We start from the raw sequence: 23,125 nt of genomic DNA, 5'->3' as shown, positions 1-23,125 counted from the left end.
GATTAGAAATAGAGTCATGGAGGTTCTCATGGACAATATAATCGATGTATCAATTCCAGTTGCTGAAGTGGTAGACAAGCATCCAGAAGTTTTGGAAATCCTAGTAGAGCTTGGTTTCAAACCACTTGCAAATCCCTTGATGCGTAACACTGTTGGGCGAAAAGTCTCGCTCAAACAAGGTTCCAAGCTTGAGGGAACTCCTATGGATAAGATTGTGCGTACGCTTGAAGCAAATGGTTACGAAGTGATTGGGTTAGACTAATGGCAGATGAACGTATTCATATCCTGCGGGATATTTTATTAGAATTGCATAATGGAGCCTCTCCAGAGTCCGTTCAGGAACGTTTTGATGCAACCTTTACAGGTGTATCGGCCATCGAGATTTCCCTTATGGAGCATGAGTTGATGAACTCTGACTCAGGGGTTACATTTGAAGATGTCATGGAACTCTGTGATGTGCATGCTAATCTTTTTAAAAATGCTGTTAAGGGCGTAGAAGTTGAGGATACCGAGCATCCTGGTCACCCTGTGCGAATCTTTAAGGATGAAAATCTAGCTCTCCGTGCTGCTTTGATTCGAGTCCGTAGATTGTTAGATACTTATGAGTCTATGGAAGACGAGGAAATGCTGGCAGAGATGCGCAAGGGTTTGGTGCGTCAAATGGGGCTTGTTGGTCAATTTGACCGTCACTACCAGCGCAAGGAAGAACTCTTCTTTCCTATTATGGAGCGTTATGGACATGATTCGCCTCCAAAAGTCATGTGGGGAGTGGATGACCAAATCAGGGAACTCTTTCAAATAGCAATGGAGACAGTCAAATCCTTACCAGAGATACCAATTAGCACTGTAAAGGAAGCTTTTGAAGCTTTTGCGACAGAGTTTGAAAGTATGATTTTCAAGGAAGAATCTATCCTCCTCATGATTCTACTCGAATCCTTTACCCAGGATGACTGGATTCAGATTGCTGAGGAAAGTGATGCTTATGGCTATGCCATTATCCGTCCGTCTGAGAAATGGGTTCCTGAACGTCAAAGTTTTGTTGAGGAAAAGAGTGTAGAAGAACCAACTCAGCCAGAAACTGTAGATGGTCAAGTTCAACAAGTGATTGATACGCCAGAAGGTCAATTTACCATCACCTTCACACCTAAGGAAAAGGAAGCGGTAGTAGACCGCCATAGTCAACAGGCTTTTGGTAATGGCTATCTCTCAGTCGAACAGGCTAATCTTATTCTCAACCATCTGCCAATGGAAATTACCTTCGTTAATAAAGATGATATTTTCCAGTATTACAATGACAGTACGCCAGCAGACGAGATGATTTTCAAACGTACACCGTCTCAAGTTGGTCGCAATGTTGAGCTCTGTCATCCGCCCAAGTATTTGGACAAGGTAAAAACCATTATGAAAGGTCTTCGTGACGGGGTCAAGGACAAGTATGAGATGTGGTTCAAGTCCGAGTCACGAGGTAAGTTTGTCCATATCACCTATGCTGCGGTACACGATGAGAACGGGGAATTTCAAGGTGTGTTGGAATATGTTCAGGATATTCAACCCTACCGTGAGATTGATACAGACTACTATCGAGGAATAGAATAAGGAGAAACAATGAGTTACGAACAAGAATTTATGAAAGAATTTGAAGCCTGGGTCAATACCCAAATCATGATTAACGATATGGCACACAAGGAAAGTCAAAAGGTCTATGAAGAAGATCAAGATGAGCGCGCTAAAGATGCCATGATTCGCTACGAGAGTCGTTTGGATGCCTACCAGTTCTTACTAGGTAAATTTGAAAACTTCAAGGCAGGCAAGGGATTCCATGATTTACCAGAAGGCTTGTTTGGTGAGAGAAACTATTAATGTTTAGAAATTAGAAGGGGGAGTGGAACTCCCTTTTTCATTGTTCCTGGAGTCTTTTTGTGTTACAATGTTAGCATGAAAACGAAAAATATTATTAAAACAGGTTTGGTCGTGGCAGGTCTTGGAGCCCTTGCCTTTGGAGCTAAGAAAGTGGCTGATGACCACAAACTTATGAAGACGCAGGAAGAGTTAACTGCTATTGTACGTGACTACTTCTCAGAAATGGGTGAGATTGGGACTCTTTATGTCCAAGTGTACGAAAGTAGTCTAGAACGTCTTGTTGGTGGTGTTATTTTTGAAGATGGTCGTCACTATACCTTTGTCTACGAAGATGAAGATCTCATCTATGAGGAGGAAGTGTTATGATTTCTCCGAACAGTTTAGAAGAATTAGCGAATTTAGTAGAGCAGGATGGCAAGAAGGTCTTCCTTTTTGTTGCGGATTGGTGTGGTGACTGTCGCTATATCTACCCTGCCTTGCCAGAGATTGAAGAGAGCAATCCAGAGTTTACCTTTATACAGGTCGATCGTGATGACTACATGAAACTTGCGAAACTTTGGGATGTATACGGAATTCCAAGTCTGGTTGTTTTAGACAAGGACAAGGAGATTGGACGTTTTGTTAATCGAGACCGTAAAACAAAGGAAGAGATTAACCGCTTCTTAGCAGGATTAAAATAGGAGAAAAAATGATTTTTACATATAACAAAGAACATGTCGGTGATGTCCTTATGGTCATCGTGAAAAACAGTGGCGATGCCAAACTAGATGTTGAGCGTAAAGGCAATGTAGCACGTGTTTTCCTAAAGGAAACTGGTGAAACTGTTGCTTGGAATATTTTTGAAGTTTCTAGCTTGTTTGAGATTGAGAATCGTGGTCAAATTTTTTTGACTGACGACCAAGTAGCTCGTTTGAATCAAGAATTACAGGCGCAAGGATTTACTGAAGAAATCATCAACGACAAGGAACCAAAATTTGTGGTTGGTGAGATTGTAGAAATGGTTGCACATCCAGATAGTGACCACCTCAATATCTGTCAAGTTGCTGTTGGGAATGACAAGACAGTACAAATCGTTGCTGGTGCTCCCAATGCACGTGTTGGTTTGAAAACTATTGTTGCTCTTCCTGGAGCTATGATGCCAAAAGGCAATCTCATTTTCCCAGGGGAACTTCGTGGGGAAAAGAGTTTTGGAATGATGTGTAGTCCTCGTGAACTTGCCTTGCCAAATGCTCCACAAAGACGTGGGGTCATTGAATTGTCAGACGACCAAGTTGTTGGAACACCCTTTGACCCAGCTAAGCACTGGACTGCTTAATCAATGAAAGTTACCTATAATCTTTGACAGAGGGAAATAAGATGGCAAAAAATGTAGTCATTACAGGTGCAACATCAGGTATTGGTGAAGCCATTGCGCGTGCTTATCTAAAAGAAGGTGAGAATATCGTTCTTACAGGGCGTCGAACAGAAAGACTCAAAACTCTAAAAACTGAGTTCGCAGAAGCCTTTCCAAATCAAAAAGTCTGGACCTTTCCGTTAGATGTTACAGATATGAGCATGGTAAAGACTGTTTGTTCAGAAATTTTAGAGACTGTAGGTCAGATTGATATCTTGGTCAATAATGCTGGACTGGCTCTAGGTTTATCGCCTTATCAGGACTATGAAGAGTTGGATATGTTGACCATGCTGGATACCAATGTCAAGGGTTTAATGGCAGTTACACGCTGTCTCTTGCCTTCCATGGTAGCAGCTAATCAAGGGCATATCATCAATATGGGATCTACTGCAGGTATTTATGCCTATGCTGGAGCAGCGGTCTATTCAGCAACCAAGGCTGCAGTCAAAACTTTTTCAGACGGGCTTCGGATTGACACCATTGCGACAGATATCAAGGTGACCACTATTCAACCTGGTATTGTAGAAACTGATTTTTCAAAAGTCCGTTTCCATGGAGATGAGGCACGGGCGGCGACAGTCTATCAGGGACTCGAAGCTTTGCAGGCGCAAGATATCGCTGATACTGTAGTTTATGTGACCAGTCAACCACGACGAGTACAAATCACAGATATGACCATCATGGCTAATCAACAAGCAACTGGGTTTATGATTCATAGAGATTAATATTATTAAAAAAAGTTACAAATATTGTAACTTTTTTTATTTTCCTTCGAATAGATAAGTAGGAGGATGAAAAATGTATAATAAAGTTATCATGATTGGACGCTTGACGTCTACACCAGAATTGCACAAAACCAACAATGACAAGTCAGTTGCTCGTGCGACCATTGCCATTAACCGTCGTTTCAAGGATCAAAACGGGGAACGTGAAGCTGACTTCATCAATATCGTCGTCTGGGGCAAACTTGCTGAAACCTTGGCTAGCTATGCAAGCAAAGGCAGTCTTATTTCTGTAGATGGAGAGCTTCGTACCCGTAAGTTCGAGAAGAATGGTCAGACTAACTATGTGACCGAAGTTCTCGCCACAGGCTTCCAACTTTTAGAAAGTCGTGCCCAACGTGCTATGCGTGAAAATAATGCAGGCCAAGACTTAGCAGATCTGGTCTTGGAAGAGGAGGAACTTCCTTTCTAGGATCAATTATAGAAAAAAAGCTGGTTCGTTTATAGACCGGCTTTTTCTATTGTTTCTAGTTTTATTGTTCGGAAATTACTCCTTAAAATAGGTCAAAAAAATGTCCTTGTACAATAAAATCAAGCATTTTTTTTGAAAAAGTAGTAGAATAAAGTAATATATATTCAAAATTTTCAGAAAAGGAATGAAATTTGAAGGAAAATAAAGAGAAAAAAGAATTGTTGAAATGGATGATAAAGCGTATATTACTGCTGATTCCAGTGGTCTGTATTCTCTTTTGGATTTTTGGCCGTTGTCAAACAAGTGGCATCAAGGATCAGACTAAAATTGGTGTAACCTATATGACCATGAACAATGAGTTCTACAAAAGTATTCATTCGGAAATTAGTCGAATTTCCGATGAAAGAGGAGCTCTTGTTTGCGTCCGAGATCCAGAATTGGATGAAGAAAGGCAGAGCCAGCAGGTTGATGATTTTTGTGCTCAAAAGGTTGATGTGATTGTGATCAATCCGGTCAAGGGGGATAGCCAGTCCATTTTAACTGCTCTTGAAAAAGCTAGAAAACAAGGAATTAAAATCATTGCAGTCGATACCCAACTGAAAAATTTTAAGCCCGATGCAAGTATTGTATCCGATAACTACCAAGCGGGAGTATTGATTGCTAAAGAGCTCATGAAACGTTCCTCTAGCGCTCGGGTCCTCCTTTTGGAGCATAAAGGAACTGTCTCAGCAGATACGCGGATTCAGGGGTTTAAAGACACTATAGAGGGGCACAGTTCTTATCAGATTGTATCGGAACTAGAAACCAAGGGGCAAACGGAGATTGCCATGCCGGCTGTCCAGAATTTTTTACAATCAGGGGTTGAAATTGATACCTTGGTTGCCTTAAATGACCGCTCGGCTATAGGAGCTTTAGCTGCAATTAAGGAGCAAGGAAATAGCCAGTCCATTGCAATTTATGGAATCGATGGCTCACCAGATATGAAATCCTTGTTGCACTCGACGGATGATGTAGTGGGAACCGTTGCTCAATCTCCCTTGAAGATGGGAGACCGTGTTATGGAAGTTATCCAAGATATTTCTGAAGGGAAGAGCTATACCAAAGAGGTGATCATTCCAGTTGAAATGATGACAAAGGAAAACATTGATCAGTTTGATGTTAATGGGTGGCAGTAATGAGAAAGTTTAGAGGTGTTCGATACAGTTTGGCCATTCTTATGGTCGTGAATTTTATTGCTGTTATGCTCAACAGTATTATCTATCTTCAAGCAACCAACTATATCATCGCTCAACGCCAAGCCTCTCTATTATTGGAGCGCCTAGAGCGTATTCCTTTTGCTCCATCTACGACTTTTTGGTTGTCAGCAATCTTATTTGCTGGGATTGCCTTAATCTCAATGAGTCGTTATAGACCTCAAACAAGTCGATGGTCCATTTTTGATAAGAGGAATCTTCTGGAGATTTTCCTGATGCTACTGTTGATGTGGGTTCAGAACATAGCTTATAACGGGCTCATTCTCTTGGTTTTTGCGGATATCTTCTATGGTTCCAAAGAGTTGAATACCAAGAGAGATCGGAAGTATTGGTTTGCCTTTATCCTAGTGAGCTTCTTGATGCTCCTTGTAACCAATTCAGACGTCTTTTCGCTTTTCTTCCCGATTCCTTCTCTTGATACCTATATTCATTTTTATCCTGAATCTATCCGTATTTTGGCCTTTTTCTTAAAGAATTCCCTCTACGCCTTGAATATGGTACTCTTCATTATTTCACTTTTATTTTATATCATGAATGTCCTTGCGGAAAACCATGAAGTTGAACAAGAGCTGGCCATGGTGTTCAAGGTTAATACCGAGTTGAACAACTATATGGCCTTATCTGAGAAGATTGCAGAGGATCGGGAGCGCAAGCGGATTGCTCGGGAGATTCACGATACCTTGGGACACGCGTTAACAGGGATTTCAGCAGGTTTAGATGCTGTCGGGGTCTTGATTGATATCAATCCAAGTCGTGCCAAAGAGCAGGTAAAAAACGTATCAGAAGTCGTCCGTGAAGGAATCCAGGATGTGAGAGGCTCTCTCAATCGCCTTCGTCCAGGAGCCCTTGAGGGGCGAACTCTCAAAGATGCTTTAGAAAAGACAATCCGCGAGTACCAAATTCTTTCAAACTTGCAAGTTGATCTCAACTATGAATGGATTGATGTCGATATGGACGTCATGATTGAAGATACAATCTTTCGTGTGATACAAGAGTCCATGACTAATGCGGTTCGCCACGGTCATGCCAGCCACATGGACCTCCATTTTTTTGAGGACGAAGAAGATTACATGATTGAGTTGCAGGATAATGGAGTTGGGTTTGAAACCTTGACCTATGGCTACGGACTCAAACAGATGATGGAGCGTATTTCAATTCTAGGAGGCCAGCTTCAATTTGAAAGTCGCGATGGATTTTTCACACGTGTTAGTTTACCAAAATATAAAGAAGGGAGATAAGAGATGATGATAAAAGTAATGGTGGCGGATGACCAGTCCTTGATTCGAGAATCTCTAAAAATTATTTTGTCGGCCTACTCAGATATTGAAGTGGTAGCTACAGTGGAAGATGGGAATCATGTCTTGTCTAGCATTCCACACTCGCATCCGGATTTAATCTTAATGGATATTCGGATGCCAGGCATGGATGGGGTTTTGGCTACAAAAGAAGTAAAAGAGCACTATCCGGATATCAAAATTATTATTTTAACAACCTTTGACGATGATGAATTTATCTATAGTGCGCTCAAGTATGGTGCTTCAGGGTATCTCTTAAAAGGAGCCTCGACAGAGGAGCTTTATGAAGCTATTAAGGTGGTGCATCAGGGAGGAGCAATGATCAACCCTGATATCGCAAGCAAGGTCTTTCAAATTTTCTCACAAATGGCCAAATCAAATTTCTCTATTGCTGTGGATGAGGATAACGTTAAGGATTTGAGTACGACGGAATGGCGCATTATCCAAGAGATTGGCTATGGTGAGTCAAATAAAGAGATTGCGGCTAAACTCTTCTTATCAGAAGGAACTGTTCGTAATTACTTATCAACGATTTTGTCGAAATTAAACCTAAGAGATCGAACGCAATTAGCGATTTGGTCAGTCCAAACAGGAGTGACCCGACGTGATTTTTCAAAAGGAAATACGGAATGAAATTGAAGCGAAAGCAACTTTGTTTAGGGATTTGTCTCCTTTTTATGCTCTCTTTGAGTGCTGGTTTTTATTGGTGGAAACAGCAACCGACCGTCCTTCATATAGGAGTTTATGCAGGCTCTAGTTGGGATGTACCGACCAGTCAACGTTCCCATGCATTGGATCTTGCGATCCAAAAATTTGAAAAGTCCCATCCTAATGTCCGTGTGGAATATGAAAATGGAATTCCGCAGTCGGAATATTCAAACTGGCTCTCAGAAAAAATTGTATCAGGAAAGACCCCTGATGTGTTTATGGTTTCTGAGAAAGATTTGTCCTTATTGGCGGCACGTGGCGTTTTAGAAAAGTTAAACGGCTATATGAATAAAGAAGACCAAGTTGCTTTTTATCCTGTTGCATTTGAATCAGGTGTTTATCAGGGGCAAACCTATGCCTTGCCATATGAAAGTAATCCTATTTTGATGTGTGTCAATAAAGATTTGCTGGATAAAGAAGGCATTGAGGTTCCCAAAGAAGGTTGGAGCTTGGAAGAGTTCTATACAATTTGTAAAAAACTAACCAAAGATACCAATGGAGATGGTCAATTGGATCAGTTTGGGAGTACAGAATATACATGGAAAGAAGCTTTGGCAGCAAATGGGGGTAGTCTCTTTCAAGGTGGGATGCTCAAACTTACGGCTCCAGAAGTCAAAGAATCTTTGACTTTTTTACAAAAATTGGAAGAGCTGAATAAGAACTATAAGGTGAGTTCCAAGGATTTTGACCAAGGGAAAGTAGCGTTTTACCCCATGACCTTGGCTCAATATAGGACTTATAAACCTTATCCCTATCATGTTTCCAAATATTCCAACTTCACCTGGACCTGTATTCCTATGCCTGCTAAGTCAAAAACCACCAAGGCGACTTTGGTTACGACTACTTCTTTTGCCATGTCAGCTCGGACTCCTCATTCAAAGTTGGCTTGGGAATTGATGCAAGTGTTGACAGAGGATCCAGAAATCCAACAAACTCTTTTTGATGAATCTCAAGGGATTTCTGTCATGCCTGATGTAGTCAAGAGTCGTTCTAGTAAAGACCTTCTACAGGTAGATGATTTTGGCACGGACTCCTTAACCAATCAGACCTTGAATCGTATCATGGAACAAGCTGTTGAGAGTAGTCCCAAGAATGTATCCAAAGAAGTGTTAGAAAAGCTGGACTATTTGATTAGCAATGCTTTACGCAATCAGGATGTTGAGAATCGCCTGCCGCAAATTCAAAGGGAGATTGAAAGTAGTCTTCAGATAGGAGTTTAAAGAAAATAAGATGACATCGTGTCAAGTGACAGATGTCATTTTTTTGTTGCTAAATGTCATGTTTATAATGTGACATTTGACAATGTAAAAGCGCTTCCAAATAATCTACAATAGAGTCAAATAAAGGAGGCGTAGCAAAATGAAATACCTCATTTTAGTCAGTCATGGTGGATTGGCAGAAGGGCTAAAAACATCGCTAGCTATGTTTGCTGGTGACAAGATGAATCAGGTCATCGCAGTTGGACTTAAAGAAGGAAAATCCGTTGATGACTTTGCAGTTGATTTTAGAGAGAGCATTTCAGAATTGACAGCAGATGATTCTGTGCTGGTCTTGGCAGATATTGTAGGTGGTAGTCCATTAACCACGGCAGCCACTGTCCTAGAAGAAGCTGGAAAGCTAGATGGAGCTTTAATCCTTGGTGGGATGAACCTCACCATGGCCTTGACAGCAGTTGTGATGAAGGATGTGTTGGATGGAGACGATTTGTCAGCAACTATCTTATCAGAAGCACAATCTGCACTACAACCTTTTGAAGTTTCAGCCACTAGTGCTGAAGAAGATGATGACGATATTTAATAGGGAGGTACCTTATGGTAGTAACATTTGTACGGATTGATGACCGCATGATTCACGGTCAAACAGTCACACGCTGGGCAAAAGAAAAACCATGTGATGGTTTGATTGCCGTAAACGATGCAGCAGCATCAAACAAGGTTTTGATCCAAGCTTACAAAGGAGCATCAGACAAGAAAACCTTTGTATGGACAAAAGAAGCCTTTAAAGAAAAGTCAGCAAAAGTAACGGAATCTGACAGTCGGTATTTCTTGATTACCAAAAACCCAATCGATATGAAGGAAATTTTGGTGGATCAAGGTTTTGTCCCAGGAGATGTTAAAGAAATCATCGTTGGCCCTGCAAATGATCGACCTGGTGCAGTGAAATTGGGTAATAACCAATCTATCACACAGGAAGAAGCAGAAGCCTTTCAGGCTATCCAGGCAGCAGGATATAAGGTTAAATTCCAATTGTTGCCGGATGTCTCAATTGGTTACTGGGATGATTTCAAATCTAAATTTGGTTTTTAAACCTAACAGTTTTATTAGTTAGGTAAATAAATTTACAAACAAAAAGGAGCGTTTGTTATGACAATTTCATGGATTCAAGCAATCTTGCTTGCAGTTTTCGCCAGCTTGTCTTCAATGCCTGGTATGGGTGGTTCCAGTATCGGGAACTATACACTCGGTCGTCCCTTGATTGGTGGGTTGATCTCAGGTTTAATTCTTGGAGATGTGACAACCGGTATTATGGTCGGGGTTGCCCTTCAAGTCGTTTATATCGCCTTGGTAACACCTGGTGGAACCGTATCTGCCGACGTTCGTGCAATCTCTTATATCGGTGTTCCTCTTGCTATCTTGTTTGTGCATGCAAATCACATCACAGACGAAGCTGGAATTGCAGCAGCTGCAGCTCCAATCGGTGCAGCCGTTGGGACAATCGGTACTGTTCTTTTCTACGGTACAGCTACAATGAACTTGCTTTGGCAACATATTGGTTGGAAAGCCGTTGAAGAAGGAAACTTCAAAAAACTCTACGCAGTTGACTGGGTTTATCCTTGGATTTCTCACTTCCTCTTCTCTTTCCTTCCAACTATGATTATCACCAAATATGGTGAAAACATGGTTGATTTGATGAAACTTTACCTTCCTATGGATGGTTTCTGGATGAAAGCCCTCTTTACAGTTGGAGCCCTTCTCCCATGTGTCGGTATTGCTATATTGTTGAAACAAATTGTTACAAAAGCAACTGACTTCATTCCATTCTTTGTTGGATTTACTTTGGCTAAATCTCTAGGATTGAACTTGGTAGCTAGTGCTGTTGTTTCATTAATCTTTGCAGTAATCTACTATGAACTTGAAGTGATTAAATCTATGAAAGTAGCTCCGGCTGGAGTGGTGTACGTAGACGATGATGAGGAGGATATTTAAGATGGCTGATAGAAAGAAAATTTCAAAGAAAACATTAGCAAAAGCATTTCATCATTGGTATTATGGCCATTTGACTTGTTTCTCTCAAGAACACATGCAAACCTTCGGGTACTTAACTTCAATGCTTCCAATTGTAGAAGAGATGTATGATACAAAAGAAGAACAAAAAGATGCCATGCAAACCTATACCGCCTTCTTCAATACTGAACCACAACTTGGATCTCTTGTTGTAGGGATTACAGCTGGTTTGGAAGAAGCACGTGCAAATGGAGATGCAGTAGATGGTGAAACCATCAATGGGATGCGTGCTGGTTTGATGGGACCAATCGCTGGTATTGGTGACTCTTTGATCGTTGGTACCTTGATTCCAGTTCTTTTGGGGATTGCACTTGGTCTTTCAAAAGGTGGTAACGTCGCTGGTGCTATCTTCTACATCGTCGTGTGGAATTTCCTAGTCTACTTTGGTATGCGCTTTGCCTTCTTTAAAGGATATCAATTAGGGGATAAAGCCGTTGAATTTCTTGTAGGACCAAAAGGACAAGCTCTTCGTAAAGCGATCAGCGTTGTTGGTGGTATGGTTATTGGTGCCGTAGCAGCGACTTGGGTCTCTGTTACAACAGCACTCGAATTCAAAAATGCTAACGGAGAAGCCTTCCTTAAAATTCAAGAAAAGATTGATGGTGTTTATCCAGGTCTCTTGACAGCAACCTTCATCACTATTTGCTGGTGGTTGATGTCTAAGAAAAAAGTTTCACCAAACAAAGTCATGTTAATTCTAGTTGTTGTTGCCTTAATTGGTGTTGCTCTAGGTATCTTTGACCCACATCTTAATTACTAAGGTCAAGAGACCCCAATATTTACTAGTAAAAATTTTGAGAATGAAGTAGACTAATCTCCTTCTCTTACACTTCATTCTCAATTTTTATCAGGAGGATTTTCATGGTTACAAAACAAGAACTTGTTAATGGATATGAAACAGAAATTAAGTATCAACGCCACATGCTTGAAAATCTTGGTCGTTGGTTCAGTTTGCTCTTTATCACTGCTAGTATTGGTGTGGTATTGATTTATCTCTTTCATAGAAGTTTCCTCCCACTATTTATCTTCGGGATTTTTCTAGCCTTGGTTGGAATCTTGGGCATGGTTGTTTTTGGATATGGTATCTACCGCGGGCGGATCAATCTCCAAAAGGTTATCGATGATTTCAATCAAAAGTTGACGATTCTCAATTAATATTAAAGGAACATCTCTTTCATTTTTGAGGTGTTTTTTTCTTGACTATTTCTGACTAAGTGATACAATAGAACTATGGTTTAGCACTCGTGTGTAAAGAGTGCTAACAATATGATTATCTTATGGAGGAAAACAGATGTTGAAACCATTAGGAGACCGTGTGGTCTTGAAAATTGAAGAAAAAGAACAAACAGTTGGTGGCTTTGTCCTCGCAAAATCAGCCCAAGAAGAAACGAAAACAGCTAAAGTTGTAGCTACTGGGGAAGGTGTTCGCACCTTGAACGGTGATTTGGTCGCTCCAAGTGTAAAAGTTGGAGATCAGGTTTTGGTTGAAGCTCATGCAGGCATTGATGTCAAAGATGGGGATGAAAAATACATCATCGTAGGTGAAGCTAGCATCTTAGCAATTATCGAAGAATAGAAGGAGAAAGTAAGTATGGCAAAAGACATTAAATTTTCATCTGATGCACGTTCAGCAATGGTCCGTGGTGTTGATATCCTAGCTGATACAGTTAAAGTAACCTTGGGACCTAAAGGACGTAACGTTGTTCTTGAAAAATCATTCGGTTCACCATTGATTACCAATGATGGTGTAACAATCGCTAAAGAAATCGAACTAGAAGACCACTTTGAAAATATGGGTGCCAAATTGGTATCAGAAGTAGCTTCTAAAACCAATGATATTGCAGGTGACGGGACAACAACTGCAACTGTCTTGACTCAAGCAATTGTTCGTGAAGGGATTAAGAACGTTACTGCTGGAGCAAACCCAATTGGTATCCGCCGAGGGATTGAAGCAGCAGTTGCAACTGCTGTAGAAGCCTTGAAGAATAATGCCATTCCTGTTGCTAACAAAGAAGCGATTGCGCAGGTCGCTGCTGTATCATCTCGCTCTGAAAAAGTTGGTGAATACATCTCTGAAGCCATGGAAAAAGTTGGTAAAGATGGAGTTATCACTATTGAAGAATCACGTGGTATGGAAACAGAGCTTGAAGTTGTAGAAGGAATGCAATTTGACCGTGGTTATCTATCTCAGTACATGGTTACTGATAATGAAAAAATGGTTGCAGACCTTGAAAATCCATACATTTTAATTACTGACAAGAAAATTTCAAATATCCAAGAAATCTTGCCACTGCTAGAAAGTATTCTTCAAAGTAGCCGTCCGCTCTTGATTATTGCAGACGATGTTGATGGAGAAGCTCTACCAACTCTTGTCTTGAACAAGATTCGTGGGACTTTCAATGTCGTAGCTGTTAAGGCTCCTGGTTTCGGTGACCGTCGTAAAGCGATGTTGGAAGATATCGCCATCTTGACAGGTGGAACTGTTATCACAGAAGACCTTGGTCTTGAGTTGAAAGATGCTACTATTGAAGCGCTTGGTCAAGCAGCTAAAGTGTCTGTTGATAAAGATAGTACAGTCATTGTAGAAGGTGCAGGTAATCCTGAAGCAATTGCTAACCGTGTTGCTGTCATCAAATCACAAATTGAAACAACAACTTCAGAATTTGACCGTGAAAAACTCCAAGAACGCTTGGCTAAATTGTCAGGTGGAGTTGCTGTTATCAAGGTCGGTGCTGCAACAGAAACAGAATTGAAAGAAATGAAACTCCGCATCGAAGACGCCCTCAATGCGACTCGCGCAGCTGTTGAAGAAGGTATCGTTGCAGGTGGTGGTACTGCCCTTGTTAATGTTATCTCAGCTGTAGCTGCCTTGGAGTTAGAAGGTGATGAAGCAACAGGACGCAACATCGTGCTTCGTGCCTTAGAAGAGCCAGTTCGTCAAATTGCCTACAATGCAGGTTATGAAGGTTCAATTGTTATTGATCGTTTGAAAAATGCAGAGCTTGGAACAGGCTTCAATGCTGCAACAGGTGAATGGGTCAACATGATTGAAGCAGGAATTATCGATCCTGTTAAGGTTAGTCGTTCAGCCCTTCAGAACGCAGCTTCAGTAGCAAGTTTGATTCTAACGACAGAAGCAGTCGTAGCTAACAAACCAGAACCAGCTGCACCAGCGCCAGCTATGGATCCATCTATGATGGGTGGCTACTAAGAAATAAATAAAAACAGGTAGAATGAAAGATTTCTACCTGTTTCTTTTGAATTACTCAAAAAGAGGAAGCTCAGCCTCCTCTTTTTACATCTATTTAATTATGGTTTGATAACTTCAGCTCCACCCATATATGGACGAAGGACTTCAGGAATAGTAACAGAACCATCTTCGTTTTGATAGTTTTCAAGGATAGCAGCGACTGTACGTCCAACAGCAAGTCCAGAACCATTCAAAGTATGAAGAAGTTTAACCTTACCATCGGCTTCATCACGGTAACGAATTTGCGCACGACGTGCTTGGAAATCTTCTGTATTTGAACAGCTTGAGATTTCACGGTAGGTATTTTGCGCAGGGATCCATACTTCCAAGTCATAAGTCTTAGCAGCTGAGAAGCCCATGTCTCCTGTAGAAAGAGCCATGACACGGTATGGAAGGTTGAGTTTTTGAAGGATATTTTCAGCGTTAGCTGTCATCTTTTCAAGTTCTTCATATGATTCTTCAGGTTTAGCAAATTTCACCATTTCAACCTTGTGGAATTGGTGCAAACGGATCAATCCACGAGTATCGCGACCAGCTGAACCAGCTTCAGAACGGAATGATGGACTCATAGCAGTAAAGTAGATTGGCAAGTCTTTTCCGTCAAGGATTTCATCACGATAGTAGTTAGTCAAAGGGACTTCAGCAGTAGGAATGAGGACGTAGTTCGTATCTTTCAATTCAAACGTATCTTCTTTGAATTTTGGATATTGACCAGTACCGAACATAGAATCATGGTTGACCATGTAAGGTGTGATAACTTCCGTGTAACCTTCTTTTCCATGTTCATCCAACATAAAGTTATAGATGGCACGTTCCAAACGAGCTCCAAGTCCTTTATAGAAGAGGAAGCGAGCTCCAGTGACTTTTCCGCCACGTTCCCAGTCAAGAATACCAAGGTCTTCGCCAAGGTCCCAGTGAGCTTTTGGTTTGAAGCCAAACTCGCGAGGAGTGCCCCAACGGCGAACTTCTACGTTATCGTCTTCGTCTGCTCCAATAGGAACGCTATCAGCTGGGATGTTTGGAAGAGTAGTGGTAAATTCTGTCAATTTCGCATCAATTTCAGCTAATTCAGCGTCCAGAGCTTTTACTTCTGCAGAGAGGGTTTGCATGGCAGCAATCTTATCATCTGCATTTTCTTTATTGCGTTTAGCTTGGGCAATCTCAGCAGAAACTGTGTTACGGTCAGCCTTGAGCGTTTCAACCTTGACTAAGATATCACGACGTTTTGCATCGATTTCTTTCATCTCGTTCAAGATAGTAGCGTCTACACCACGTGTAGCGAGTTTTTTAGCGACAGCATCAAAGTCTGTACGAATTCGTTTAATATCTAGCATATAAACTCCTTTATGAAAAAACACACCTGACAAAGCGTTGGAGTGGCAGGGCCACGGTTCCATCCAACTTCACAGGTGTGCACTTGATTCTGTATTTGATTTAAAACAACGGTAGAATTTCAATTAAATCTTCTATCTGCTCGCAGCACCCGCAGACTTTCTGAAAGAAGGAAGTAACCTACTTATCCGTTTCTATGATTATACTAAACTTTCTATTTTTTTGCAAATAGATTTTTAATTTTTCGACCAATGATTTGGACTAAGGTAGGAAGCTTGACTACCTTGTCGTTTCCCAGTTTTTCACGAGCTATTTTAAGAATTTTTCCAGAGTCTTTTGAGGCGAAGAGGAATTTTCCTTGATCTGTAAAGATTTCAAAATGACGACTAACCTTGCGGCCTGAAACATTGGCTCCGATTTGATGAATGCTGGACCATGGGATTTGAATGTAATCTTCGACATTACGGTCCGCGTAAAATTCTAAAGCCTGATCTCCGACAAGAAATTTTCCAACCTTTCCTGAAATGGAAAGATAGGAAGTTCCAGTGGTTTGTATGTCAACGACTTTGTTGAGGGATTGTGCCATCTTTAGTCTTCCTTATTTTCGCCAAAAAATGCCTGATAAAGAGCCTTAATAGCTGCTTTCTCTTGATCTTTGTGGACAACGAACATGATAGAAACTTCGCTAGACCCTTGGGACATCATTTGGATGTTGATATTATTTTCAGACAAGGCGCGAGTAGCAGTAGCAGTTACCCCGATATGACGCTTCATCTTTTCACCAACAATCATAATGATAGAGAGGTCGTGTTCAATTTCAGCATGATCGACTTCTGCTTTTTGCACAAGTTGACGAAGGATTTCTTCTTCTTTAATAGGTGTCAATTCACGTGAACGCAAAATGACAGAAAGGTCATCGATACCAGTCGGCATATGTTCCCAACCGATATTTAAGTCTTCAAGAATTTGAAGTACCTTGCGACCAAAACCAATTTCGCGGTTCATAAGGTACTTAGACATATTGATGCTGACAAAGCCAGAGTCACCAGCAATTCCCACTACTGGGAATTTATCACTGCTATGTTGTAGTACGATACGAGTTCCTGGATGGTCAGGGTTATTGGTGTTCTTGATAACCAAAGGAATTTTCCCGCGGTAGGCTGGCAAGAGAGCTTCGTCATGGAGTACAGAAAATCCAGCATAAGCCAATTCGCGCATTTCACGGTAAGTCAATTCAGGGATTGAGTGTGGTTTATGAATAATACCAGGGTGTGCTGCAAAAATTCCGTCAACATCAGTAAAGTTCTCATAAAGATCTGCTTTAACCCCTGCAGCAATGATTGAACCTGTAATGTCAGATCCACCACGGGAGAAGGTACAAATTTGATTTTCTTTGGTGACACCGAAGAATCCAGGAATAACGAGGACTTCTGTGCCATTATTGAGTTCCTCGATTTTATCATAACTTGAAGGAATGATACGAGCATTTCCAGGTTCGCTTGTTACAACAATACCGGCTTCTCGCGGATGAACATAGCGTGCATCTAATCCATTTTGGTTGAAGTAAGCTGCGATTAGTTTAGCGTTATTATTTTCCCCTGCAGCGAGAAAAGTATCGTAAAGAAATTCGTTGTTTTCAATTGGAAGAGTAGCGAGAGCTCGGATACTTTTAGAAATTCGTTCTAAAACAGCAGGTTTAAGTCCTAGTTCACTAACCATTGCCGCATAACGATCGATAATCCAATTTTGGCTAGCACCGATATCGTTTCCTGCCACATAATCTCGATAATATTTAATCAAAGCATCCGTAACCTTGGTATCTTCGGCATCACGCTTTCCTGGTGCAGATACAACTACAAAACGACGCTCAGGGTCACTTTTTACAATGTCCAAAACCTTTTTCAACTGGCTTGCAGAGGCAAGTGAACTTCCTCCAAATTTTACAACCTTCATAAGAACTCCTCAGTTAGTATTTTATACGATTATAGCAGAAAGAAGGGCTTTTTTCAATCTGCAATAGGAAAGGATACATCTTATTAGACGCATAGACATGGTTAACTCAACCTAGCTATTTTAAGTATAGAAAATATTCTTTAAAAATCGGCTGATACACTTTTAATCGATTTTTGCTTGTGTAAATGGAAATAAAAAGATATACTTTGAAGATAAAATAATTTAATCAGCTTTTTAAATTAAAGGAGTGGCTATGAATCATATTATCTTTCAAATTCAAGACGATTTAGCGGTGATTACATTAAATCGTCCCGAGGTGGCAAATGGTTTCCATATTCCTATGTGTGAAGAAATTTTAGAAGCGCTGGAATTAGCTGAAAAGGACAATTCTGTATCATTTATTCTCATCAATGCAGCAGGCAAGGTATTTTCAGTCGGTGGAGACTTGGTTGAGATGAAACGTGCTGTCGATGAGGATGATATTGCTTCACTTGCACGAATTGCTGAATTAGTTAATACAATTTCTTATAAGATTAAACAGATTCCTAAGCCAGTTATCATGGAAGTTGACGGAGCAGTTGCTGGAGCCGCAGCAAATATGGCCTTAGCAGTTGATTTCTGTATTGCATCTGATAAAGCTAAATTCATCCAGGCTTTTGTAGGTGTGGGCTTAGCTCCTGATGCAGGTGGCTTATTCTTGCTTACACGATCTCTAGGTGCAACTCGAGCAACTCAATTAGCAATGACAGGCGAAGCTTTTACCGCTGAAAAAGCCTTTGAAGCAGGAGCTTTGTATCGCCTATGCACTAGTGAACAATTAGAAAAAACAAGAGAACAATTGTTGAAGAAGTTGAGACGTGGCTCTTCAAATTCCTATGCTGCGATTAAGAAACTTGTTTGGGAAAGTGAATTCAAGCAGTGGCATGAATATGCTCAACTTGAGTTGGAACTACAAAAATCACTATCCTATACGGAAGATTTTAAAGAAGGTGTTCGTGCACATTCTGAAAGAAGACGTCCAAAATTTATCGGGAAATAAAAAATACTTGCACTATTCTTTGAAGTTTGATATACTTTTTTTGTCAAATGTTTTGATTATTAAACTTTTTTTGATAAAGGAGGGAAGAGAAATGGACTACCAACAAGTCAATGACTATTTAACATCAATTTTTAACAACGTCCTAGTAATCGAGGAAGTAAGCTTGCGAGGTAGTCGTTTCAAGGATATCTCTATCAAAGAAATGCACACGATTGATGTGATTGGCAAGTATCCAGAAGTAACTCCAAGTCAAGTGTCCAAAGAATTGATGGTAACTCTAGGGACAGTGACAACAAGTTTAAACAATTTGGAGAGAAAAGGATACATCGAACGTATCCGTTCAGATAAAGATCGTCGTGTAGTTCATCTGCATTTGACAAAGAAAGGTCGACTCGTTCATCGTCTCCACAAACGTTTCCATAAGGCCATGGTCGAAAGAATTATCGAGGGCATGAGTCCTGAAGAAATTAGTGTTATGGGTAAAGGGTTGACGAATCTTTATCACTTTTTGGAGGATTTGAAGTAATGGCTTTTGCAAAAATAAGCCAGGTCGCTCATTATGCTCCAGAGCAGATTATCACTAACGAAGACTTGGCTCAGGTCATGGATACGAGTGATGAATGGATCTCAAGTCGGACAGGGATTAAAGAACGCCATATTTCCAAGACAGAATCAACAGGAGATTTGGCTACAGAGGTTGCAAAACAACTTCTAGAGAAGGCAGGGATTTCTGCTGAAGAATTAGATTTCATCATTCTAGCTACGATGACACCTGACTCCATGATGCCCTCAACCGCAGCTCGTGTTCAGGCAAGGATTGGCGCTCATAAGGCTTTTGCCTATGATTTAACAGCTGCTTGTAGTGGATTTGTTTTCGCCCTATCGACTGCAGAAAAGTTCATTTCTTCAGGAACATATCGTAAGGGTTTGGTTATCGGTAGTGAGACCATGTCAAAATCTTTGGATTGGTCTGACCGCTCAACAGCTGTCTTATTCGGAGATGGAGCTGGTGGAGTGCTACTTGAGGCAAGTGACCAAGAACATTTCTTAGCGGAAAGTCTCAATAGCGATGGTTCTCGCGGTGAGTGTCTCACTTATGGACAGACAGGATTGATTTCGCCATTTTCTATTCAAGAAGAACCAGATGCTTTCTTGAAGATGGATGGTAGAGCAGTTTTTGACTTTGCGATTCGAGACGTGGCTAAATCTATTAAAAAGACCATTGAAAAAAGTCCGATATCAGCAGAGGAATTAGATTTCCTCTTGCTTCATCAAGCCAATATTCGGATTTTAGATAAAATGGCTAGAAAAATTGGTGTAGACCGTGATAAGCTTCCTGCTAATATGATGAAGTATGGAAATACCAGTGCGGCAAGTATTCCGATTTTACTTTCTGAGTGTGTAGAAGAAGGGCTCATCCATTTGGATGGTAGCCAAAAAATTCTCTTGTCAGGTTTCGGTGGAGGTTTGACATGGGGCACACTTATTGTTACAATTTAGGTAATCATGTGGTGATCACATTGTTATAAAAAACTATTTATTTTAAAGGAGTCTATCATGGCAGTATTTGAAAAAGTACAAGAAATTATCGTTGAAGAACTTGGAAAAGATGCATCAGAAGTAACACTTGAATCTACTTTTGATGATTTGGATGCAGATTCATTGGACTTGTTCCAAGTAATCTCAGAAATCGAAGACGCTTTTGATATCCAAATCGAAGCTGAAGACAACTTGAAAACAGTTGGCGACTTGGTTGCTTACGTTGAAGAGCAAACAAAATAATTAGAATAAATAAAGAAGGAGTAGGGGAGACCCGCTCCCTCTTGTTTAGGTAATAGTTTGACCGTCAAATTATAATAAAGTCGAACTATTACGTAAGCAAGACTTATGGAGGCAATATGAAAACACGTATCACTGAACTATTAAATATTAAATATCCTATCTTCCAAGGTGGAATGGCCTGGGTGGCAGATGGCGATTTGGCTGGAGCTGTTTCAAAAGCTGGTGGTCTCGGAATCATTGGTGGAGGAAACGCACCTAAAGAAGTTGTTAAAGCTAATATCGATAAGATAAAATCTTTAACAGATAAACCTTTTGGTGTTAACATTATGCTTCTGTCTCCATTTGTAGATGATATTGTTGACCTCGTTATTGAAGAAGGGGTTAAGGTAGTCACAACTGGTGCAGGAAATCCAAGCAAATACATGGAGCGATTCCACGAAGCGGGGATTACCGTTATTCCTGTAGTCCCAAGTGTAGCTTTGGCGAAACGCATGGAAAAAATCGGTGCAGATGCCGTCATTGCTGAAGGTATGGAAGCCGGCGGACATATTGGTAAATTAACAACTATGACCTTGGTTCGCCAAGTTGCGGCGGCTGTTTCAATTCCTGTTATCGCTGCAGGTGGTATTGCAGACGGCGAGGGAGCTGCAGCTGGATTTATGCTTGGTGCGGAAGCTGTGCAAGTAGGAACTCGTTTTGTAGTTGCTAAAGAATCAAATGCTCATCCAAACTATAAAGCTAAGATTTTAAAAGCTCGTGATATCGATACAACTATTTCAGCACAACATTTTGGTCACGCAGTTCGTGCCATCAAAAATCAATTGACTCGTGATTTCGAGCAAGCTGAAAAAGATGCCTTTAAACAAGAAAATCCAGACTTAGAAATCTTTGAACAAATGGGCGCTGGAGCCTTAGCTAAGGCTGTTGTCCATGGTGACGTGGATGGTGGTTCAGTAATGGCCGGTCAGATTGCAGGTTTGGTATCGAAAGAAGAAACTGTTGAAGAAATCTTAAAAGATATCTACTATGGTGCAGCTGAGAAAATTCAAAAAGAAGCCGCTCGTTGGGCAGGAGTTACAAGAAATGACTAAAACAGCCTTTCTATTTGCAGGTCAAGGAGCTCAATACCTAGGAATGGGTCGCGAGCTCTATGACCAATATGCTATCGTCAAGGAAACAATCGATCAAGCTAGCCAAGTCTTGGGTTATGATCTCCGTGATTTGATTGATAATGATGAAACAAAGTTAAATCAGACTCGTTATACGCAACCAGCTATTTTAGCTACTTCAGTTGCAATTTACCGACTTCTAGAGGAAAAAGGTTACCAGCCTGATATGGTGGCAGGTTTGTCGCTTGGAGAATATTCAGCCCTTGTAGCTAGTGGCGCTTTGAATTTTGAAGATGCAGTGGCATTAGTTGCTAAACGTGGTGCTTATATGGAAGAAGCGGCACCCGCTGGTTCTGGTAAAATGGTAGCCGTACTCAATACTCCAGTTGAAGTTATTGAACAAGCTTGTAAAGAAGCTTCTCAACTTGGTGTTGTAACTCCAGCTAACTACAATACCCCAAGTCAAATTGTTATTGGTGGTGAGGTAGTTGCAGTAGATCGTGCAGTTGAACTTTTGCAGGAAGCGGGAGCAAAACGCTTGATTCCGCTAAATGTTTCTGGACCTTTCCATACAGCTTTATTGGAATCTGCTAGTCAAAAATTAGCTCAAGTCCTAGAAGATGTTGAGTTTAATGACTTTGCTTGTCCACTTGTTGGTAATACAGAAGCAAAGGTCATGGAAAAAGAACGAATTGCAGAACTCTTGACTCGTCAAGTTAAGGAACCTGTTCGTTTTTATGAAAGCATTGCAGTCATGCAAGAAGCTGGTGTAACTCGTTTTATCGAGATTGGCCCTGGGAAAGTCTTGTCAGGATTTGTCAAAAAAATTGATAAAACAGCTCAACTTGCTAATGTGGAAGATCAAGCGAGTCTACAAGCACTCTTAGAAAATTAGACTAATGTGGTAGAAGTTCTGAAAGGAGAAAAATGAAACTAAAACAGAAAAATGTCTTTATTACAGGCTCAAGTCGAGGAATTGGTCTTGCCATTGCTCATAAATTTGCTAGCTTGGGAGCTAACGTTGTCTTGAATAGTCGTGGTGAAATCTCCGAGGAGCTTCTAGACGAGTTTAAACCATACGGGGTGAAAGTTCTTACTATTTCTGGTGATGTATCTGACTTTGCAGACGCAAAACGCATGGTGGACCAAGCGATTGAAGAGTTAGGTTCAGTAGACGTCCTCGTTAATAATGCTGGGATTACTCAAGATACTCTCATGCTTAAGATGACAGAAGAAGATTTTGAAAAGGTCTTGAAAGTCAATCTAACGGGTGCTTTTAATATGACACAAGCGGTCTTGAAGCAGATGATAAAAGCTCGTGAAGGGGCCATTATCAATATGTCAAGTGTCGTTGGTTTGATGGGAAATATCGGTCAAGCGAACTACGCTGCATCTAAGGCTGGTCTAATTGGATTTACCAAATCGGTAGCACGTGAGGTGGCCAATCGTAATGTACGTGTCAATGCCATTGCACCAGGAATGATCGAATCAGATATGACTGCAGTCCTATCTGATAAGGTAAAAGATGCCATGCTGGCACAAATTCCGATGAAACAATTTGGTCAAGCTGAGCAAGTGGCAGAGGTCACAGCCTTTCTTGCAAGCCAAGATTATCTAACGGGACAAGTCATTGCAATTGATGGTGGACTTACCATGCAATAAGAGTTAAAATA

General features: G+C 40.8%; 29 protein-coding genes. 26 read left to right on the top strand and 3 right to left on the bottom strand.

Translation table 11 applies throughout. The features are described from left to right. The first annotated feature begins 28 nt into the window (after window positions 1-28). The 19 genes from KJR31_RS05175 to groL all read left to right on the top strand — a co-directional run bounded on the left by KJR31_RS05175 (window position 29) and on the right by groL (window position 14,198). Window positions 29-262 carry a DUF1858 domain-containing protein gene (locus tag KJR31_RS05175; RefSeq protein ID WP_000368739.1) on the top strand — a complete coding sequence of 78 codons (234 nt, stop codon included), beginning with the start codon at window positions 29-31 and terminating at the stop codon, window positions 260-262. Continuing rightward, window positions 262-1,596, top strand: coding sequence for a DUF438 domain-containing protein (locus KJR31_RS05170; protein WP_214262379.1), 1,335 nt, complete (start codon window positions 262-264; stop codon window positions 1,594-1,596). The genes KJR31_RS05175 and KJR31_RS05170 overlap by 1 nt, the downstream gene beginning before the upstream one ends. A gap of 9 nt (window positions 1,597-1,605) precedes the next feature. Continuing rightward, window positions 1,606-1,860: a DUF1912 family protein gene (locus KJR31_RS05165; protein ID WP_000119707.1), complete on the top strand. Its 255-nt coding sequence runs from the start codon at window positions 1,606-1,608 to the stop codon at window positions 1,858-1,860. Between the two features lie 75 nt (window positions 1,861-1,935). Continuing rightward, window positions 1,936-2,226: a DUF4651 domain-containing protein gene (locus KJR31_RS05160; RefSeq protein ID WP_024053819.1), complete on the top strand. Its 291-nt coding sequence runs from the start codon at window positions 1,936-1,938 to the stop codon at window positions 2,224-2,226. Next, window positions 2,223-2,540, top strand: coding sequence for a thioredoxin family protein (locus KJR31_RS05155; RefSeq protein WP_214262378.1), 318 nt, complete (start codon window positions 2,223-2,225; stop codon window positions 2,538-2,540). The genes KJR31_RS05160 and KJR31_RS05155 overlap by 4 nt, the downstream gene beginning before the upstream one ends. 8 nt (window positions 2,541-2,548) lie before the next feature. Beyond that, on the top strand, window positions 2,549-3,175 hold the full coding sequence (ytpR, locus tag KJR31_RS05150) for a YtpR family tRNA-binding protein (protein WP_214262377.1): 627 nt from the start codon (window positions 2,549-2,551) through the stop codon (window positions 3,173-3,175). A 41-nt stretch (window positions 3,176-3,216) separates the two neighbouring features. Further along, window positions 3,217-3,978 carry an SDR family NAD(P)-dependent oxidoreductase gene (locus tag KJR31_RS05145; RefSeq protein WP_214262376.1) on the top strand — a complete coding sequence of 254 codons (762 nt, stop codon included), beginning with the start codon at window positions 3,217-3,219 and terminating at the stop codon, window positions 3,976-3,978. Between the two features lie 73 nt (window positions 3,979-4,051). Continuing rightward, complete coding sequence (locus tag KJR31_RS05140) at window positions 4,052-4,447, top strand: single-stranded DNA-binding protein (protein ID WP_075566369.1); 396 nt, start codon at window positions 4,052-4,054, stop codon at window positions 4,445-4,447. A gap of 230 nt (window positions 4,448-4,677) precedes the next feature. Continuing rightward, window positions 4,678-5,622, top strand: a complete 945-nt coding sequence (locus KJR31_RS05135; protein WP_434223046.1) for a substrate-binding domain-containing protein — start codon at window positions 4,678-4,680, stop codon at window positions 5,620-5,622. After that, window positions 5,622-6,938 carry a sensor histidine kinase gene (locus KJR31_RS05130; RefSeq protein WP_214262374.1) on the top strand — a complete coding sequence of 439 codons (1,317 nt, stop codon included), beginning with the start codon at window positions 5,622-5,624 and terminating at the stop codon, window positions 6,936-6,938. The genes KJR31_RS05135 and KJR31_RS05130 overlap by 1 nt, the downstream gene beginning before the upstream one ends. 6 nt (window positions 6,939-6,944) lie before the next feature. Beyond that, complete coding sequence (locus KJR31_RS05125; RefSeq protein ID WP_004251853.1) at window positions 6,945-7,628, top strand: response regulator transcription factor; 684 nt, start codon at window positions 6,945-6,947, stop codon at window positions 7,626-7,628. Continuing rightward, window positions 7,625-8,923 carry an ABC transporter substrate-binding protein gene (locus KJR31_RS05120; RefSeq protein ID WP_214262373.1) on the top strand — a complete coding sequence of 433 codons (1,299 nt, stop codon included), beginning with the start codon at window positions 7,625-7,627 and terminating at the stop codon, window positions 8,921-8,923. Before KJR31_RS05125 ends, KJR31_RS05120 begins: the two co-directional genes overlap by 4 nt. A 139-nt stretch (window positions 8,924-9,062) precedes the next feature. Beyond that, window positions 9,063-9,500 (top strand): PTS sugar transporter subunit IIA, encoded by a 438-nt coding sequence (locus KJR31_RS05115; protein WP_214262372.1) that lies wholly within the window; start codon window positions 9,063-9,065, stop codon window positions 9,498-9,500. A 14-nt stretch (window positions 9,501-9,514) separates the two neighbouring features. Continuing rightward, window positions 9,515-10,009: a PTS system mannose/fructose/N-acetylgalactosamine-transporter subunit IIB gene (locus KJR31_RS05110; RefSeq protein ID WP_000261775.1), complete on the top strand. Its 495-nt coding sequence runs from the start codon at window positions 9,515-9,517 to the stop codon at window positions 10,007-10,009. Between the two features lie 57 nt (window positions 10,010-10,066). Next, window positions 10,067-10,909 carry a PTS mannose/fructose/sorbose/N-acetylgalactosamine transporter subunit IIC gene (locus KJR31_RS05105; RefSeq protein WP_214262371.1) on the top strand — a complete coding sequence of 281 codons (843 nt, stop codon included), beginning with the start codon at window positions 10,067-10,069 and terminating at the stop codon, window positions 10,907-10,909. Further along, a complete protein-coding gene (locus KJR31_RS05100) occupies window positions 10,893-11,747 on the top strand; it encodes a PTS system mannose/fructose/sorbose family transporter subunit IID (RefSeq protein ID WP_029689583.1) in 855 nt (284 codons plus the stop codon). Before KJR31_RS05105 ends, KJR31_RS05100 begins: the two co-directional genes overlap by 17 nt. 101 nt (window positions 11,748-11,848) lie before the next feature. After that, complete coding sequence (locus KJR31_RS05095; protein WP_214262370.1) at window positions 11,849-12,142, top strand: DUF202 domain-containing protein; 294 nt, start codon at window positions 11,849-11,851, stop codon at window positions 12,140-12,142. Between the two features lie 136 nt (window positions 12,143-12,278). Next, window positions 12,279-12,563 (top strand): co-chaperone GroES, encoded by a 285-nt coding sequence (gene groES, locus KJR31_RS05090; protein WP_214262369.1) that lies wholly within the window; start codon window positions 12,279-12,281, stop codon window positions 12,561-12,563. A 15-nt stretch (window positions 12,564-12,578) separates the two neighbouring features. Further along, entirely contained in the window at window positions 12,579-14,198 is a 1,620-nt protein-coding gene (gene groL / locus KJR31_RS05085) for a chaperonin GroEL (RefSeq protein WP_214262368.1), read from the top strand. Window positions 14,199-14,296: 98 nt separating this feature from the next. Here the strand turns inward: groL and serS are convergent, their stop codons facing one another. The 3 genes from serS to KJR31_RS05070 all read right to left on the bottom strand — a co-directional run bounded on the left by serS (window position 14,297) and on the right by KJR31_RS05070 (window position 17,522). After that, on the bottom strand, window positions 14,297-15,571 hold the full coding sequence (serS, locus tag KJR31_RS05080) for a serine--tRNA ligase (RefSeq protein WP_214262367.1): 1,275 nt from the start codon (window positions 15,569-15,571) through the stop codon (window positions 14,297-14,299). 212 nt (window positions 15,572-15,783) lie between these two features. After that, a complete protein-coding gene (locus KJR31_RS05075; RefSeq protein WP_214262366.1) occupies window positions 15,784-16,155 on the bottom strand; it encodes a DUF956 family protein in 372 nt (123 codons plus the stop codon). A 2-nt stretch (window positions 16,156-16,157) separates the two neighbouring features. Continuing rightward, window positions 16,158-17,522: an aspartate kinase gene (locus KJR31_RS05070; protein ID WP_214262365.1), complete on the bottom strand. Its 1,365-nt coding sequence runs from the start codon at window positions 17,520-17,522 to the stop codon at window positions 16,158-16,160. A gap of 253 nt (window positions 17,523-17,775) precedes the next feature. Between KJR31_RS05070 and KJR31_RS05065 the strand changes: the two genes are divergently transcribed. The 7 genes from KJR31_RS05065 (at window position 17,776) to fabG (ending at window position 23,114) form a co-directional block, all read left to right on the top strand. Then, complete coding sequence (locus tag KJR31_RS05065; protein ID WP_214262364.1) at window positions 17,776-18,561, top strand: enoyl-CoA hydratase; 786 nt, start codon at window positions 17,776-17,778, stop codon at window positions 18,559-18,561. A gap of 91 nt (window positions 18,562-18,652) precedes the next feature. Further along, window positions 18,653-19,087: a fatty acid biosynthesis transcriptional regulator FabT gene (gene fabT / locus KJR31_RS05060; RefSeq protein WP_214262363.1), complete on the top strand. Its 435-nt coding sequence runs from the start codon at window positions 18,653-18,655 to the stop codon at window positions 19,085-19,087. After that, a complete protein-coding gene (locus tag KJR31_RS05055; protein ID WP_214262362.1) occupies window positions 19,087-20,061 on the top strand; it encodes a beta-ketoacyl-ACP synthase III in 975 nt (324 codons plus the stop codon). Before fabT ends, KJR31_RS05055 begins: the two co-directional genes overlap by 1 nt. 57 nt (window positions 20,062-20,118) lie before the next feature. Further along, on the top strand, window positions 20,119-20,343 hold the full coding sequence (locus KJR31_RS05050) for an acyl carrier protein (RefSeq protein ID WP_000257840.1): 225 nt from the start codon (window positions 20,119-20,121) through the stop codon (window positions 20,341-20,343). Window positions 20,344-20,459: 116 nt separating this feature from the next. Further along, window positions 20,460-21,434, top strand: a complete 975-nt coding sequence (gene fabK / locus KJR31_RS05045; RefSeq protein ID WP_016466762.1) for an enoyl-[acyl-carrier-protein] reductase FabK — start codon at window positions 20,460-20,462, stop codon at window positions 21,432-21,434. Beyond that, complete coding sequence (gene fabD / locus KJR31_RS05040) at window positions 21,427-22,347, top strand: ACP S-malonyltransferase (protein WP_214262361.1); 921 nt, start codon at window positions 21,427-21,429, stop codon at window positions 22,345-22,347. Before fabK ends, fabD begins: the two co-directional genes overlap by 8 nt. Window positions 22,348-22,379: 32 nt before the next feature. Then, window positions 22,380-23,114 carry a 3-oxoacyl-[acyl-carrier-protein] reductase gene (gene fabG / locus KJR31_RS05035; protein WP_214262360.1) on the top strand — a complete coding sequence of 245 codons (735 nt, stop codon included), beginning with the start codon at window positions 22,380-22,382 and terminating at the stop codon, window positions 23,112-23,114. Window positions 23,115-23,125 lie beyond the last annotated feature (11 nt).

Source organism: Streptococcus infantis, assembly GCF_018499575.1.
Lineage (GTDB): Bacteria > Bacillota > Bacilli > Lactobacillales > Streptococcaceae > Streptococcus > Streptococcus infantis_K.
The sequence above is the reverse complement of the archived record's forward strand: the minus strand, read 5'-3'. Positions and strand labels throughout refer to the sequence as shown.

Excerpts from the sequence above, each read along its gene's own strand:
- fabK (WP_016466762.1), top strand. The coding sequence starts at position 20,460 with ATGAAAACACGTATCACTGAACTATTAAATATTAAATATCCTATCTTC.
- KJR31_RS05160 (WP_024053819.1), top strand. The coding sequence starts at position 1,936 with ATGAAAACGAAAAATATTATTAAAACAGGTTTGGTCGTGGCAGGTCTT.
- KJR31_RS05070 (WP_214262365.1), bottom strand. The coding sequence starts at position 17,522 with ATGAAGGTTGTAAAATTTGGAGGAAGTTCACTTGCCTCTGCAAGCCAG.
- KJR31_RS05110 (WP_000261775.1), top strand. The coding sequence starts at position 9,515 with ATGGTAGTAACATTTGTACGGATTGATGACCGCATGATTCACGGTCAA.
- fabD (WP_214262361.1), top strand. The coding sequence starts at position 21,427 with ATGACTAAAACAGCCTTTCTATTTGCAGGTCAAGGAGCTCAATACCTA.
- KJR31_RS05130 (WP_214262374.1), top strand. The coding sequence starts at position 5,622 with ATGAGAAAGTTTAGAGGTGTTCGATACAGTTTGGCCATTCTTATGGTC.
- KJR31_RS05100 (WP_029689583.1), top strand. The coding sequence starts at position 10,893 with ATGAGGAGGATATTTAAGATGGCTGATAGAAAGAAAATTTCAAAGAAA.
- KJR31_RS05155 (WP_214262378.1), top strand. The coding sequence starts at position 2,223 with ATGATTTCTCCGAACAGTTTAGAAGAATTAGCGAATTTAGTAGAGCAG.
- KJR31_RS05140 (WP_075566369.1), top strand. The coding sequence starts at position 4,052 with ATGTATAATAAAGTTATCATGATTGGACGCTTGACGTCTACACCAGAA.
- KJR31_RS05075 (WP_214262366.1), bottom strand. The coding sequence starts at position 16,155 with ATGGCACAATCCCTCAACAAAGTCGTTGACATACAAACCACTGGAACT.
- fabT (WP_214262363.1), top strand. The coding sequence starts at position 18,653 with ATGGACTACCAACAAGTCAATGACTATTTAACATCAATTTTTAACAAC.
- groES (WP_214262369.1), top strand. The coding sequence starts at position 12,279 with ATGTTGAAACCATTAGGAGACCGTGTGGTCTTGAAAATTGAAGAAAAA.
- KJR31_RS05165 (WP_000119707.1), top strand. The coding sequence starts at position 1,606 with ATGAGTTACGAACAAGAATTTATGAAAGAATTTGAAGCCTGGGTCAAT.
- ytpR (WP_214262377.1), top strand. The coding sequence starts at position 2,549 with ATGATTTTTACATATAACAAAGAACATGTCGGTGATGTCCTTATGGTC.
- KJR31_RS05145 (WP_214262376.1), top strand. The coding sequence starts at position 3,217 with ATGGCAAAAAATGTAGTCATTACAGGTGCAACATCAGGTATTGGTGAA.
- serS (WP_214262367.1), bottom strand. The coding sequence starts at position 15,571 with ATGCTAGATATTAAACGAATTCGTACAGACTTTGATGCTGTCGCTAAA.
- KJR31_RS05095 (WP_214262370.1), top strand. The coding sequence starts at position 11,849 with ATGGTTACAAAACAAGAACTTGTTAATGGATATGAAACAGAAATTAAG.
- KJR31_RS05105 (WP_214262371.1), top strand. The coding sequence starts at position 10,067 with ATGACAATTTCATGGATTCAAGCAATCTTGCTTGCAGTTTTCGCCAGC.
- KJR31_RS05115 (WP_214262372.1), top strand. The coding sequence starts at position 9,063 with ATGAAATACCTCATTTTAGTCAGTCATGGTGGATTGGCAGAAGGGCTA.
- KJR31_RS05120 (WP_214262373.1), top strand. The coding sequence starts at position 7,625 with ATGAAATTGAAGCGAAAGCAACTTTGTTTAGGGATTTGTCTCCTTTTT.
- KJR31_RS05055 (WP_214262362.1), top strand. The coding sequence starts at position 19,087 with ATGGCTTTTGCAAAAATAAGCCAGGTCGCTCATTATGCTCCAGAGCAG.
- KJR31_RS05170 (WP_214262379.1), top strand. The coding sequence starts at position 262 with ATGGCAGATGAACGTATTCATATCCTGCGGGATATTTTATTAGAATTG.
- KJR31_RS05065 (WP_214262364.1), top strand. The coding sequence starts at position 17,776 with ATGAATCATATTATCTTTCAAATTCAAGACGATTTAGCGGTGATTACA.
- groL (WP_214262368.1), top strand. The coding sequence starts at position 12,579 with ATGGCAAAAGACATTAAATTTTCATCTGATGCACGTTCAGCAATGGTC.
- KJR31_RS05050 (WP_000257840.1), top strand. The coding sequence starts at position 20,119 with ATGGCAGTATTTGAAAAAGTACAAGAAATTATCGTTGAAGAACTTGGA.
- KJR31_RS05175 (WP_000368739.1), top strand. The coding sequence starts at position 29 with ATGGACAATATAATCGATGTATCAATTCCAGTTGCTGAAGTGGTAGAC.
- KJR31_RS05125 (WP_004251853.1), top strand. The coding sequence starts at position 6,945 with ATGATAAAAGTAATGGTGGCGGATGACCAGTCCTTGATTCGAGAATCT.
- KJR31_RS05135 (WP_434223046.1), top strand. The coding sequence starts at position 4,678 with ATGATAAAGCGTATATTACTGCTGATTCCAGTGGTCTGTATTCTCTTT.
- fabG (WP_214262360.1), top strand. The coding sequence starts at position 22,380 with ATGAAACTAAAACAGAAAAATGTCTTTATTACAGGCTCAAGTCGAGGA.